The sequence below is a fragment of the Lutimonas vermicola genome (genome assembly GCF_038433205.1).
Taxonomy (GTDB): domain Bacteria; phylum Bacteroidota; class Bacteroidia; order Flavobacteriales; family Flavobacteriaceae; genus Lutimonas; species Lutimonas vermicola.
In genome coordinates, this window is record NZ_JBCDNA010000003.1 from 789,039 (window position 1) to 803,304 (window position 14,266).

15 protein-coding genes are annotated in these 14,266 nt (G+C 34.6%); 3 read left to right on the forward strand and 12 right to left on the reverse strand.

All coding sequences use genetic code 11. The features are described 5' to 3' along the window. Window positions 1-125: 125 nt before the first annotated feature. The 8 genes from AABB81_RS15515 to AABB81_RS15550 form a co-directional block, all read right to left on the reverse strand. On the reverse strand, window positions 126-299 hold the full coding sequence (locus AABB81_RS15515; protein WP_342161478.1) for a hypothetical protein: 174 nt from the start codon (window positions 297-299) through the stop codon (window positions 126-128). Between the two features lie 244 nt (window positions 300-543). Then, entirely contained in the window at window positions 544-723 is a 180-nt protein-coding gene (locus AABB81_RS15520; RefSeq protein ID WP_342161479.1) for a hypothetical protein, read from the reverse strand. Between the two features lie 289 nt (window positions 724-1,012). Beyond that, window positions 1,013-1,228, reverse strand: coding sequence for a TlpA family protein disulfide reductase (locus AABB81_RS15525; protein WP_342161480.1), 216 nt, complete (start codon window positions 1,226-1,228; stop codon window positions 1,013-1,015). 12 nt (window positions 1,229-1,240) lie between these two features. Next, window positions 1,241-1,525 carry a hypothetical protein gene (locus tag AABB81_RS15530; RefSeq protein ID WP_342161481.1) on the reverse strand — a complete coding sequence of 95 codons (285 nt, stop codon included), beginning with the start codon at window positions 1,523-1,525 and terminating at the stop codon, window positions 1,241-1,243. 88 nt (window positions 1,526-1,613) lie between these two features. Then, on the reverse strand, window positions 1,614-2,588 hold the full coding sequence (locus AABB81_RS15535) for an alpha/beta hydrolase family protein (RefSeq protein WP_342161483.1): 975 nt from the start codon (window positions 2,586-2,588) through the stop codon (window positions 1,614-1,616). A 127-nt stretch (window positions 2,589-2,715) separates the two neighbouring features. After that, window positions 2,716-3,738, reverse strand: coding sequence for a tetratricopeptide repeat protein (locus tag AABB81_RS15540; protein WP_342161484.1), 1,023 nt, complete (start codon window positions 3,736-3,738; stop codon window positions 2,716-2,718). A gap of 507 nt (window positions 3,739-4,245) precedes the next feature. Beyond that, on the reverse strand, window positions 4,246-4,974 hold the full coding sequence (locus tag AABB81_RS15545) for an SdiA-regulated domain-containing protein (RefSeq protein WP_342161485.1): 729 nt from the start codon (window positions 4,972-4,974) through the stop codon (window positions 4,246-4,248). 159 nt (window positions 4,975-5,133) lie between these two features. Beyond that, window positions 5,134-6,963 (reverse strand): TPR end-of-group domain-containing protein, encoded by a 1,830-nt coding sequence (locus AABB81_RS15550; protein WP_342161486.1) that lies wholly within the window; start codon window positions 6,961-6,963, stop codon window positions 5,134-5,136. A 404-nt stretch (window positions 6,964-7,367) separates the two neighbouring features. Here AABB81_RS15550 and AABB81_RS15555 point away from each other — a divergent pair, with 404 nt between their 5' ends. Continuing rightward, the gene (locus tag AABB81_RS15555; protein ID WP_342161487.1) at window positions 7,368-8,294 is read left to right on the forward strand and encodes a hypothetical protein; all 927 of its coding nucleotides are present in this window, start codon (window positions 7,368-7,370) and stop codon (window positions 8,292-8,294) included. A 161-nt stretch (window positions 8,295-8,455) separates the two neighbouring features. Here AABB81_RS15555 and AABB81_RS15560 read toward each other — a convergent pair whose 3' ends face one another. Both AABB81_RS15560 and AABB81_RS15565 read right to left on the reverse strand, forming a co-directional pair. Then, window positions 8,456-9,040 carry a porin family protein gene (locus AABB81_RS15560; protein ID WP_342161488.1) on the reverse strand — a complete coding sequence of 195 codons (585 nt, stop codon included), beginning with the start codon at window positions 9,038-9,040 and terminating at the stop codon, window positions 8,456-8,458. Between the two features lie 164 nt (window positions 9,041-9,204). Further along, window positions 9,205-9,651, reverse strand: coding sequence for a hypothetical protein (locus AABB81_RS15565; protein ID WP_342161489.1), 447 nt, complete (start codon window positions 9,649-9,651; stop codon window positions 9,205-9,207). Window positions 9,652-10,049: 398 nt separating this feature from the next. Here AABB81_RS15565 and AABB81_RS15570 point away from each other — a divergent pair, with 398 nt between their 5' ends. Together AABB81_RS15570 and AABB81_RS15575 are read left to right on the forward strand one after the other, a co-directional pair. Beyond that, the gene (locus AABB81_RS15570) at window positions 10,050-10,712 is read left to right on the forward strand and encodes a hypothetical protein (protein ID WP_342161490.1); all 663 of its coding nucleotides are present in this window, start codon (window positions 10,050-10,052) and stop codon (window positions 10,710-10,712) included. A gap of 516 nt (window positions 10,713-11,228) precedes the next feature. Further along, window positions 11,229-12,143 carry an alpha/beta fold hydrolase gene (locus AABB81_RS15575; protein ID WP_342161491.1) on the forward strand — a complete coding sequence of 305 codons (915 nt, stop codon included), beginning with the start codon at window positions 11,229-11,231 and terminating at the stop codon, window positions 12,141-12,143. Window positions 12,144-12,313: 170 nt separating this feature from the next. On the opposite strand, the gene AABB81_RS15580 is transcribed toward AABB81_RS15575, so the two are convergent. Next, window positions 12,314-12,976 carry a DUF6624 domain-containing protein gene (locus tag AABB81_RS15580; protein ID WP_342161492.1) on the reverse strand — a complete coding sequence of 221 codons (663 nt, stop codon included), beginning with the start codon at window positions 12,974-12,976 and terminating at the stop codon, window positions 12,314-12,316. A gap of 186 nt (window positions 12,977-13,162) precedes the next feature. Further along, complete coding sequence (locus AABB81_RS15585) at window positions 13,163-14,182, reverse strand: peptidyl-alpha-hydroxyglycine alpha-amidating lyase family protein (protein WP_342161493.1); 1,020 nt, start codon at window positions 14,180-14,182, stop codon at window positions 13,163-13,165. Between the last annotated feature and the right edge of the window lie 84 nt (window positions 14,183-14,266).

Here is a 14,266-nt window from a genome sequence, read left to right on the forward strand (position 1 = left end):
TTTAAATGTTTTATAAATTTAATAATCCTGGCGAAAACATTGATATTCTTATCAAAGAAAATGCAAGGTATAATGAACGTAAAGAAAGGGATTTTCAACTCAATGATCATTAGATCATTAGACAATTAGGTCATGGGACCATCAGATCTTGAATCGAATGGACTGAAGGTATCATTTCTCATCGCCTCACTTCCGATCGCCTCACTTCCGATCGCCTCACTTCCGATCGCCTCACTTCCGATCGCCTCGCAAGTGAGCACCTGAGAAGCAGTTTTCCAAAAGAAAAAGCAGATCTTCATTTCTAATCTTTAACAGGTATGATTCAATATTCAGGGTTATGTATTCAGACGTGGATGCTAGTCCTTAGCTGATAAGCGATAAAACGCAGAACATATCCATGCCTCTATCCGGCACGGGTTTTCAAATTTTATGTTTGAGTTGTCGCATGGTTTTAATCACTTTTTTTTACCTCTTCAAGAAAGAAGTAAAAAGCAATTCCAAAACCGAAAGTCACTACTCCGGCAGCATATGGTATTAAATCGATCATTTTTTATCTTTTATTAATTTTAAAAAAATGGCAAACCCCAAAATTGACGGAACCCATAATCCTACAAATAGGGCACCATCTCTTTCTCCTTTAAACCACATCAGTTCCGAAAAAATTAAAGTTCCCAAAGCCAGGATCAATAAAATTTTATCTGTTTTACTCAGTTTACTTATCATATGTATGATTTTTATTGTGATTCAAGATACAATAATTTTAATTCATCCAAAAAATCGCTTTTAAAATAATGCGCTTGATTCAACCTGTTACGTAGTGAAAAAGGTTGAGGTTCATAACAGAAAAACCTGATGCCGGAACGTAGTGATGATGTACATGTTCGATATATCCTTACATCGTAAAACCCTTATAAAACATAATAAATTCCAGATAAAAAGAGCTTTATCCTTGCCTCAGTTTAAATTGATTGAAGCAAAGGTTAGGTATGGATTTTGACAATTAGCAGTGTCATTATTTTATCGACTCCAACATTTTTTCTATTTGTTTCTCAACAGCTTCAAGTGCTCCCATATAGACCACTTCGCTATTTTGGTTGAGTACCATGACTGTTGGATATTTGTAAACATCAAGTTTGTCCATTACTTCCTGAGTTCCCTGGAGTACCGGGAAAGAATACCCTCTTCTCACTTTATTTGAAAACTGTATTGATGCCAAAATGTTATGCATTCATGATCCTGTTTAATTTCCAGCAAACGGGGTTCCAAATATTCCGACTGCCAGCTCTATCCAAATTAGAATCAGGATAATTAAAATAAGGGCCAACAGAGCCAGTTTGTAGTTATTGTTCTTTATTTTTCTCAGTACCATTTCGGATATCAATCCGGCTCCGAATAGCAAAACTCCGGCGATTATGAAATCTGATGTTGTCCAATTTACTTCATCGGTAAACTGCATTGCAATTAATGGAATCAGCAATAGAAATGATGGAATGAGTAAAATAATAATAAGTCTTTTGTTTTGCATAGTCTTAAAATGTTTTTACCGGTTTATCTTTTATGTGATCATTGCCATTAAGGAATCGAATTAAATTCAACGTTTTGGAAGCTGCGCTTTATCGGCCGTGATATTCCATGTTTGGAACTGGCGCGTCGTTCTTTAAATATTTATCAAACCATCTGATGATTTGTTCATTCACCTCTTCTCTGTGTTCAGAAATCCCATGGTCACCGCCATCATACATTACAAGACGGTAAGGAACCCTGTATTTTTCAAATTCTAGTGCCATATTTAAGCTTTCCTGTGGTTTTACCCTCCAGTCAGAATTCCCGTGAAGCATAAGTATCGGAACATTTTTAGGGAATTTATCGGCCCACATTATTGCCGACCGGTTATGTAATTCAATTTCTTTGTTTTCTTCGTAATTTGGAATTAATTCTGCCAGTACATTGGTTTCCATCTCGGGCCGATCCTTTATCAGGCCCAAAAGGTTTGAAGGTGCTCCGCCAACCACAGCGGCTTTTATATTATTTGTTTTGGTCAAAGTAATATATGTCATCATTCCACCCCTGCTCCAGCCGTACATACCAATTCTTTCAGTATCTGCTTCCTCTATTTCGTTTAAGACATCTTTTAGAATGATAATGTCATTTATTTCTATGCCTCCGAATTCTTCTTTGCCTTCACCTCCTGCATTGCCCCTATATTGGCTCGCTATTAAAACATATCCTTCATTGGCTATCTTGCCAAGAGTCAATAAGCCACTGGCCATAACCAATTTGCCAAAATCCCTGTTTCCACCACGATTATAGATAATAGCCGGATACTTGCCATTAGCCTTGGGTTTAACTAAAAGGCCATTGATTTTTAGGCCGTCGCTTACATATGTTATCGAATAAACGTCAATGCTGTCTATATAAGCATACTTTTCTTTCCATACTGTTTTACCCTCTTTTACTTCAGTTAAGTACTCATAAATGGGATATCCGGAAAAATCAGAAATCACAGTCTTTTTTAACAGAAGGTTAGACACTTGGGCCTGGGAATTTGAAAAAAACAGAATAAAGACGAAAAGTTTAAGGAATTTCATTTGATTGCTTTTAAGGATTTATAACGGTGCGGGAATGATCAGCGGCCCTCCCGAATTTTTTTATTTTATTTTTTGACTTTGTATTCATTACACATACGTACCTGCTAAATACGCTTTTTAAAGGCATTTACTTTTTTGTCAAGTCCATTTTTCTGATCTTATCGATCGACTGATCTATTCCATAAATATAATTATTTTCAGTCGCGAGTTTCAAAGCCTCCAAATAATATTCTAAAGCCTGGTCGGCTTGCTTTTTTTCGATATAAATATCACCCATTTGTAAATTTGGGTATAATTGATACCGGACAAAACCTATGTCTTTTGCAATTTCTAAAGATCGGGTATACATTTTGATAGCTTGATCATATGCACCCATTTTTATATAAACATCCCCAAGGGATGAATATGAAGCAGGAATAAAAGGTTTAAAACCAAGCTCATTTCTTAATCCCAATGAGAGATTGAAAAGGCGTAAAGCTTCTTCATAATTAAATGTCTGCCTAAGGTATATCTGTGCTAAGTGCCTTGTGTTGTATGACAATGCATACATACTGTGAACCTTACTGTATGCTATTTCCTCCTTATACTTTGGAATTAACTCCAATATTTCTTGTTTCTTGCCTTCTTGAAGCAACTCGTTGTGATGCCTGGAAATATTACCGGCTCTTATTTTGGCAACTTCTTCGAAGTTTCTGGTTTTATCAAAAATTGAGATTGCTCTTTCTTGATAGATGGAGGAAGAGTCTGATTTTCCTATAGATCTGTATGCAATCGAAAGCGCAAGAAAATATTGACCAAGAACATTGTAGTCGTCCAGATCCTTTGCAAAAGGCAACAAGCTTTTCAATTTTTGAAAATTTTCAAGATTGTTTGCTTTTCGGGCAAAAACGATATTCATAAATCCGGTAATACGAATATCTTGTATAGTGAGTAGTATTTTATGTTTAGGTTTATAATTAGTGAAATTTTCAAAATATAACAAATCCACTGCTTTTTTTGCTTCCTCAAATTTTGCCTCAAAAAGAGCTTCTTCAGAAAGTGATATAGCCAGCCCAACGATAGAATCTACTTTAGATATATCCCGGGACTGGCTTAAAACCGTGCTCGGGATAAATGCTAAAAGCATGATATATAAAAGGGTTCTTTTCATCGGTTTTGAGCGGAGTGGGCATGGGCAGCTTCCTTCCCGAATAGTTGATGTTAATCTTAATTTTGTTTCCTTTATTGATTTTCGTAACCCTGAGAATTGGAGCTGTTGCCGATATTCCTTGCTGTCAATCGCTTTTGCTTCAATTTAGGTATACCAATATAAGAATTTAATTGAATCGTTTTGAGCAGGATCAGTGTCTGAATGACATAATCGACACATCTACAGATATTTATAAAGAAGAAATTTAAAAATAGATGCTAAAGCGCAATAATGATTAAAAAAACCCGAGCGATGATTCACTCGGGTTGATACATAATAAATTTGCATTGTATGTAGCTTAAACAAAGTCCCCTCAGATCTTTTTTAAGCTGGTCAAAGATACGACAAAAAATAAAACCCTGATATAAAAACAGAAGGGTAGACAATTAGAGCCGAAATAATGAGGGCTTCAATAATCGAATGATATTTTAATTTTCCTGGAACTTTAACTTCTAAAGTTCCATAAGCTTATGGTTTTTTGTAGACATATAACATGGCCCTTGCATCACAAACTACGTAAATATGGTTGTCTGTAACTGCAATGCCTTCAGGTTGCGCTACCTTGATTTTAAAAGATTCTATCAATTCACCACTTAAAGTACATTTGTTAACTGTTTTACTTTGGTCGCTCACAATCCAAAGCTGATTGGAAGAATTTTCATAAAAAATCCCAGAATAATCGGCAGCAAAATTAAGATCATGTGTTGACAGAACGGAAAAATCATTTTGCAGCCTGATTAATTTCCCCGGTTCTTTTTCATTTAAAATAAAAATTGTGTTGCTGTTGTTATCAAAAGTAACACCTTCGATCCCACTATTCTTATCCTTGTTTTTATACTTGATTTTATGCTTTGAAGATTCTCCTGTTACCATGTCCAAAACAACAATTTTTTTGTTTGATTCCTCTGCCAGTAAAAGTTTATTTTTTGTGTAGGTTGAAACGCCCTCAAGATTAGATCCTTTAAAATCAATCGTTTGGATCACATCCCCTGTTGGGGATAAGGTATAAACAACTGAAGTATTATCGCTAACCGTATATAATTGTGTACCTGAATCATTAATTGATAAGCCCGAAGGTTCTGAAACATTAATTTTATAAGAAGCTTCCAGCTCTAAATAAGCTTTCTTATGATCATCGCAGGAAATAGTAAGCATCATTATGATAAAAATAATTGCTCTGTTTTTTAATAATGACATAAGACTATGTTACGTTTGGGGTTTTGACCATTTTCGAGATGAAAGGTGACTTTTTCTATTTAATTTTCTTTATTTAAAGATTAATTTATTGGGATATTTTTAGGAATCTGGTCTGAAGTTCCTGAATCTAAAGACATACCACTTTTTTTATAAGATTGGTTATCGATATTTTTCATTGAGCTTTTTTATCAATGCAATAAAGCGTGGTTCATTTCTGAGAGAGTCATAATCATGATCTCGTTCGATCCATTCTTTATTTCCGTATCCTTTCTCGACTGCTACTTCCAGTAAACTAATGGCCTTTTTTTTATTTCCATCTTTTGCATAAAGGCATGCTCCATTAAAGATAACCCCTCCATCTTCGGGGTATAGCTCAACTGCCTTGTTAATCCATTTCATAGCCTTTTCCTTTTCTCCATTTTCAAAAAGTGAAACAGCTCCCAAAGAAAGAGCTCTTCTATCCGTTGGATTGAGTTCCAAATGCTTTCTGACCCTAATGAGCCCTTCTTTAAGTGCCTTAGCAGCTTCATTCTTCCCCAATATTCTTAATGACTGGGCAAGAAGAAGAAGACTTTGAAAATCTTCTAGTCTGACTTCGGATGCTTTAAGAAACATTTCAGCAGATTTTTCAATATGACCACGGGAAAAGCTATACCTCGCATATCGGTAATAGGCATCAAACGAATTTGGATTTAGCCTTATAGCTTCTATAAATTCTTTTTCAGCTTCATCGTATCTTTTACGCAAGGAGAGAACAAATCCATATGACGCATGACTTTCGGCCATGTTTGGGGATATAGAAAGTGCTCTAAAACTATGATTTTCTGCAAGTGCCAGGTCATCATTATTTCCTCCATGCCATTCATAAATTTGGCAGAACACATCTGAAAGGCCTGCATGGGATGGAGCATAATCGGGATCGATTTTAATCGATTTCTCAAACATTATTTTAGATTCCAAGAGGTTTAACTGGTGAAATAATTCAATTCCTTTGAGAAAATACTCATAGGCTTGGATCGCTGTTTTCTGAGGCCGTATAACCTCTTTTTCATAGCTGGTAAGAAAACCTTTGAGTTCAGTAGCAACATTTTTGGCAATGTCTTCCTGGATGGCAAATATATCTTCAAGTTCACGATCATATCGGTTCGTCCATAAATGAGAACCATCAGAAACACTCACCAATTTGGTGGTAATTCTCAAACGATTCCCTGATTTACGCACACTGCCTTCTAAGAGCGTCGTCACATCCAGTGTCCTGCCGATTTCCCGCACATCAAGGTTTTTTTCTTTGAATGAAAAAGATGATGTCCGAGCAATAACGCGCAGGTTGTTTAGCTGAGCGAGCGTATCTATAATCTCCTCTGAAATTCCATCACAGAAATAGTCCTGGTCAGGATCATTGCTCATGTTCGTAAAAGGAAGAACTGCGATACTTTTTCCTGATGATTCTTGTGTCGATCCCGTAATTGGTATTTGTGAAGAATCTTTCTTAGGAGCTGTAACCACCTCATACAGGCGCATGGGAGAATTTACATTCTTTAATTTTACTTGTTTTACAAAACTTGTTTCAATGCCTTGCTTATTCGAAATATTGTTATGGATTGCTTCTGAAATGTAAATACTATCAGGAATTGCAAAGGCCTGTATCCTTGCGGCAATATTTACACCATCCCCAAATACATCTTCATTTTCAAATACCACTTCGCCAAGATGTATGCCTATTGTTAAATGAAGGCCAGGTACAGCGAGGCTTTCTTTCTGAATTCTAATTGCTGCATTAACAGCATCCGAGACAGTATTGAAACTCACCATCACTCCGTCACCTAATTCCTTTATCCATTTTCCATTATACTGTTCAATAATTGGTTTTTGTAATTCTCTGTTCTTACTAAGTATTCTAAAAGCTCCTTCTTCATCATTGCCCATCAATGCAGTGTAACCTACAATATCAGTAAACATAATAGCAGCAAGTTGACGGTTTTGTGGCATTGATTTTTTATTATTTTTTCAAGATAAACATTTCATTCAATTCTGATATAAATAATTCAATTTTCCGATTTATTTATCAGCTTGCAGACAAGTAGTTAAAAAAGTTAAATGGTTCTTGCTACTCTTAATATCATAAGCCTTAACGCCCTACTGTCACTTGTTTCTGCTTCTTTTTGAGTATAACAATATACTAAATATAGTTGAATGATTTTGAAAGAGGGACAGTTGCTTACATTGATATAATCAGGGAATCTATGCAATGCGCCTACTCCGGAAGTAAGGAAACTAACGATGGAAGACTTGAGGATTGGGCAACTTGCATACCCGGAGAATATTAGTTAGTTTTAAGCCGAATGTTAGCCTTATTATCTATTAGATAAGGCTATTAACTTAACCCATATTCTATGAAATCATCAATTTTTCTTTTAGTACTCTTTCTGTCGTTTAATGTCATTGCCCAAAGTGGTATATTTGATCAAGAAGGGAAAAGGTTGTATTATACTGAAGACAGCGACAAAAAACATGAAGTAACGCTTTCTGACGGACGCAAAGGAATGTATACTGAAAAGATATTATTCCGTGAATCAGGTAAAACCTATTTTTATGATTATAAATGGGAGCAAATTATTAGTGACGGCAAGGTAATGATGAGTTACAATTTCAACAGAAGGCGTTGGGAATGGGTCGAGGCGGCAGGTCTTACTGCTTCCAAATTTGGTAAAAAGGAGGATATTCAGCGAATTTATGAAAGGGTTGACGATAAATATACCACACCTGATCAGGGTGAATATGCAATTTTAACCTATAAGGAGGGGGATTACATAGACGAATTCGGACATGCTGTTTTTTCTTTAAAAGGAAGGTCTACAGTGTGGATGAATATTATTCTTTTACACAATTATTACCAGGAAAATTATTTGGATGACAATTTCGTATCGCGTGTTAAGGATCGTAGAAAATTTGTTGCAGACAGTTTGGCGAAAACCAACTCAATTGCCATGGCTATGCTCGAACTTGGGAATGATTATGAGACAAATCAAATGACTTTTATGGGGGACAATTTCGAGATGATGTATTTCACCGAGATTCAAGGGGCTCTAAAGATGCTCGATAAAGAAGAAATCAAACGGTTGAAAAATGATTGGTTGATTTTAAACACGAATACCTATCGAAGTACTAATCCGCACAGTATGCCTGAAGGAGGCTTTTATGTTACCAAGAAACAGGCCAAAAAAAAGGGTATTCAGGGAATTAATTCGAGAAGCATTGTGCTGGAAGTTAAAATCAAACCAGAATCTATAGCTGATTTTCAGGCTGCCATGGGTGAATAGACTAGGCTGAAGTTTTACTGGGTGCTTGAAAATAGTGGTAAGTGTTGGAAAGAAAGACTTGAATCAATTGTAAAAAAAAACCAGCCATATTGATATAGCTGGTTTCTTTTAAATATCTTAATTTCTTTTATTTTTCTTTGCTAACCTTTGGTATTTCTAAATTAGAAAGCGAATACGGCACCAGCATTAAAACTTGATGCATAATTGATATTATTATCACCGCCTTCAGAATTAATATTTGTCATACCGTATAATCCTTGGTAATCAACCAGAATGCTAAATCTATCTGTTATTTCTATCTTGTAACCAATGCCATAGGTAAGAGCAAGCTGAAAAGATTCAACAAAATCTTTAAAGTCCTCACCTTCAATTTCTGCTTTCATCAAAAATCCCGGTGTAAACCCAAAATTTAAATTCCATTTTCTTGTACCTCCGAAATGCCAATTCGCATTCAAAGGAATATTTAGGTAATCTAATTTTAAGTCAGACCCTAAAAATGAAGCTCCCATACTATTATAAGCCAGACCCGAACGAATGCTCCATCTATCACTAAAATAGTAGTCTCCAATAGCACCAAAATTAAAGGCGCTTCTTGCATCAAAATCTTCTGTATAATCTCCAGCTAAGTTGGAAGAAGAATACCCAATAAAAGGGATAAATTCAATGGTCCCGGTGTCTCTGCTTTGTGCAAAAAATGCTACCGATGCGAGCGTTAATCCCACAAATAATAAAATGGTTTTTTTCATAATTAAATATTTTGAGATACAAATCAAACATACTCTTTTTAAAGGAAGTATTTATGATAAATATCATATAATCAACAATATACCATGATGAGGGTATGGGGAAAGTGGAAGAAATGAGAGGGAGTGATGGATTGAAAAACCCGAATGATGATTCACTCGGTCGTTTAATCTCCACAATTCGGATCCAACTCTATTTTATCCTCATCTAAAAGTCTAAGTGCGGAATTTCTTGTTATTTCAACCGGTGAAACATCATTGACCCAAAATGAAGCCTGCATAACCATTTGGATATAATAGGTTCCCCCTGCTTCTATTTCAATTTCTATGATTTCAGCCTTTTTTTTGCCTTTTTTACCTCCGAATTGAGCCATAAATTCATGGATACCAGGAGTCACCTCATGTATCGAATACCTTCTATTATTAAGTTTACAAACTCTAACACCGTCAATTAAAGCACTAAACGCTGTTGCTGAGCCCGCATGACCTTTACCTCTTAGAAAGTAAACAATTCCCACCTTCGAACCTTCTGTATTTTCAATTAAATCCTGTGAGTGACACAGCGGTGCCATAAACATTGAAATTAAAAAAATAGTGATTAAAGTAGCTTTCATAATTTATATTTTTAACCAAGTTACACTTTAAATCAGCGATCATTTATGATAATTGTCAGCATATCAGTAAAATAGTCTGATGAGGGTACATGAAATACGTATTAATCTTTGGGAATATTGGGATATGGAGTTGATTCCCTAACCTCAGTTTAAATTGATTAAAATCAATTTTGAGAGTAATCTTTGTCAATGCACACGTATTTATGAAAGTATAACTTTAAGAAAAATAAACCGAAGAGATTATGAAAATAAAATTTCTAAATTATAGATATCTCTACTTTTTTGTAATACTTAGTGCGCTTTTTCCCTTTAATAACTGTAATTCGGATGATGGTGACTTTATTCTTTGTGATTGAGTTAGTCAAAATCACTTCTAATTAACGATAAAACATTAAATTATGAGTAACTCATTCATATTCGAAAACAAATCTAGTCAAACTAAAAAAAAATTAGGGAGAATATTTGTATCATTATTACCAATTTTAATTGCTTTGCCGTTACTTTTTTTTAACTTTTTTAACCTTGGCGTTGGTAAAGTAAATTTTACTTTAGACATTAATGGGTTTACTCAGATTCTAGGGTCTGTACTTATACTCTCGCTTATAGTAGAAAGATTTGTGGAGGGATTTGTCCCTGACAAGGATAAATCAGAGAAAAAACTCCTTAGAGAAAAAAATCAATATGCTATAAATGCTGTTGAAAATAATAAAATGGGTATTTTAAGGGGGTTAATAAAAGAAAATCAGCCAAAGGGCAGAAAGACTTCAACAGACGAAAATGAGATTTCGAAAATATTACCTTGGATTCTTGATAATTCCAAGAAGGTAGAAGATTTCAGAGGAAAGAGAATGAGTAAGGTGAAGCCGATTGCATTAACCCTTGGAGTTCTAATAAGTATCTCTGGTATTAGATTCATGTCAGAATTATTTACTCCTGTAAACTTCTGCACTTGGCAAGACAATTATTTTATTTTTGTAGATATTGTGTTATCCGGAACTGTTATCGGAGGAGGAAGTGATTTTGTTCATCAGCTCATGAATCGTTTTGATCCAAAGTCTTAAATAATTAGATTATGAATAGTTTTAAGCATAGTTTGATTCGGATAGCTATCTAGAATCCTACAGGATTCAATCAGCACAAACCACACTCATCGTAATGTTTACCCTTACCAAAAAGTCAATATCAGTTATTAACTTTGGGTTATGGGTTCACTACCCTTAAAATATCAAAAGGACCTTAGAGAGCTTATTGCCCTGTATGATATCTTACCCTCGAAATAGAAAAGGAAGGCTTAAATAAGGATAATGGGAAACGGCTGTATAATGTTTATGATGCTATGAGTAATCTATTAAGAGATATTTATAAAAAGATACGGCAGGTGAACAATTAAGGGAATAAGTACTTGGTAACGGTTTGATTATGATTAGTTGTGGATTGATTTAATTTTACCCTCTCTTTTCACTCGTACTCTTTGACTTACTCTAACTTAGGTACAGATCTGAACCACTATCAATTATACACTTTGTTGTGCCTAGTTGGTTAATTTTAAATAGTTTATATTTAGATATCTTATAGTTATGAATATAAAATTAATATTTACCAGTATTAATAAAAATTTAGGCATTATTCACAATTTAGCATTTTTATGTGTTTTGTTATTTTTTGTGACTCCTATTGTCCAGGCTCAGGAACCTGTTTCAAATTTGGGCGTAGATAGAAGTTTTGATTTATCAAAGAATGTTGTTATACATACTAAAATTTATGGTGAAGGAACTCCGATAATAATATTACCTGGATTAGGTGGTTCTGGTATTGAGCAATTTGCTGAATACGGACCACTAATTGCTGATTCAGGTTATACCGTAGTGTTGGTTGATCCAAGAGGGATAGGTGAAAGTAAAGGTTCTTTAGATTCTCTAACACTACACGATTTAGCTGCTGATATTGCTGGTTTAGTAAAGAAGCTTGATTTAGGCAAGGCTGTAATTATTGGCAGGGCCTTTGGAAATCGTGTTGCACGATGTGTAGCAGCAGATTATCCCGAAGTAACAAAGGCAGTAGTTTTGATTGCTGCAGGTGGACTAGTTCCAATTCATAAGGATATCGAACATGATTTTAAGAAATTAATCTCTGGTAATTATTCTGATGACAAAGAACTGTTAGAGCTTATTCAAAAAACTCAATTTTCTCCAAAATCTGATGCTGCATTGTATCCAAGAAATAGTTTTTACAAAGAAGTTGGCGATGCTCAATGGTCAACTAGGTTGTCTACTCCATACAATGATTGGTGGTCTGCTGGAAAAGCTCCAGTTTTGATTATTCAAGGTTTAGACGATTTGATTGCAGTACCAGAAAATGGTCGCATTCTAAAAATGGAATTAGGACACCGTGCTGAGTTAGTTGAGATTTCTGATGCAGGACATTCGTTGTATATAGAAAAGCCAAATGAGATAGTTGAAGCAATTCTTGAATATCTTCAAACGCTAAACTAAAAGTTCAAGTTTTTTAATCGTTCATATATAAATATTGATTTTGGCTTTCAATTAGGCACAGCGGTGTGGGTATGAGCAGTAGCTCCTGCAAGACAGTTGATTCATAATTTTGGTTTGCTTTCTTCTTTAATTTTCCTTGGATTTTAACTCAGTTCTTTGTTGGCATTTCGTTATTTATTTTCAAATTCTTCTGTCCTTTTTATTTGCTCTTCAATATTCCATTCAAAGTCAAATCGATTTTTCAGGAATTCCGCGATTGGCTCAAGTCCAATTTCTGCTCGTCTTTTATCGATATTTATAGGGTCATAAACTGGCCATACATTAAAACTTTTTGTTTCTGGATAGTATTTCATTTGTCCTCCATAGATTTGTAACTCACCTTTATCAGTTGCAATTCTATCTTCAGCACGAACCAGAAACCTTGGGTCTAATTTTTTGTCCAACACAGCTTGTTTCATTAAAGGAATATAATGTTCCCTTGTTTTTTGATCAGCATGTTGAAGAACATTGCAAATAGTTCTATTGCCTTGTTCTCCTATTTGTGTCAATTCAGGCCAATCATATTTGTCAAGGATTTTTTTGATTTTTTTAATATTAAGAGTGTGATTTTTTCTATATTCTTTTTGATATACTTCAGCTTCTTTAGATTCTGCTCCATAAATATTTATCAAAGAATCTCTTAATCTTATTGGTGTTTGTTCTTTTTCCCAAATAGTGTCTAAAACAGCAATAAGATTTTCAGTTCTATCAATACTTGTTATGGTTTTTTTTGATTTGTTTTTGTTTGTACAAGATATTGTTATTAGTAAAAAGAGTGTAAATATAAATCTCATCTTTAATTCTATATTAGTTCAGGTTTCGTAATGAATGCCAACGTATTTGTATAAGATTCGTTGCGTGTTTAAGCACCTAATCTAGTAAAAATGGAACTAACCAGAGGAAAATCAATAAGGTTTTCCGAGTAGGCAAGAACCAAGCAATTAATTTTATACAGTGTTGTGCCCTCGTACTTTCTTATATTATTCGGTTGATATTTTTCTAAATTTCTTAATTCTTTTACCGGATGTTTCAGCGACATAAATATCTCCGTTGTCATCAACGTCTATATCATGATAGCGAGGAACAGAAATACCATCTGCATTAGCCCTGCCTAATCGCATCAATAAATTTAGCTTTGAATCGAAATGTAAAATGTCAGCCCCTTTGACTAAAGAATCATTGACAGTTAAATTATCAATTGCGAATAGGTTATTTTTTTTGTCAATTGCTAAAGCATATAATTGTGTTGCCGTAGTGTTTTTCCATTGCTTCAAAAACTGTCCATTTTCATCAAATTCCTGAATTCGGTTATTTTCCCTGTCAGCGACATAAACTTTCCCATGTGAATCCAAATCAATACTGTGGGGTGTATTAAATTCGCCAGATTGGTCTCCCATTTTTCCCCATTCATAAAGGTATTTACCTTCTTTTGAAAATTTCACAATCCTGCTGTTTCCATATCCATCACTTACATAAAATGAACCATCATCTCCAACAGCAACATCTGTGGGAAGATTAAAATGTAGGGAATCATTTCCTGGAGTTTTTGCTTCCCCTAATGTCATTAATAAGTTGCCTTCGTGACTGAATTTAAAAATTTGATGCAAACCAACATCAGCTATCCAAACATTATTTTCTTTATCGACTGACAATCCATGTGGCATTATAAAGAGATTGGCTCCCCAGCTGTTTAATATTTTCCCAGTGTGCCTATCCAGTAGAAATACGGTATTAGATGAAATTAAAGAGTCGGGAAAGGTCTCTGTCCATTCCCTGCCTGTTCTTTGAAACATGAAAATATTTTGCTGGATATCCACTCCTACAGCAGAAACGGCACTTAATAAAAATCCTTGCGGTAACTGGGGCCAGTCTTTTACTAATTCATATTTTGATAAGGATTTATTTATGTTTTCCTTTTTGGTTTTTTTTACATTATTACATGAAAAACAGATAAAAGTTAGGAAAATAAAAAAATAAAACTTGGATTTAATTTTTAGCATTTTGGTTTTCATTTTAGTATGGTGCACAACGGTCTCGGCTATGAGTAGTTGCGTGTTTTAGCGGTTAACTTAGCAAATAAATCA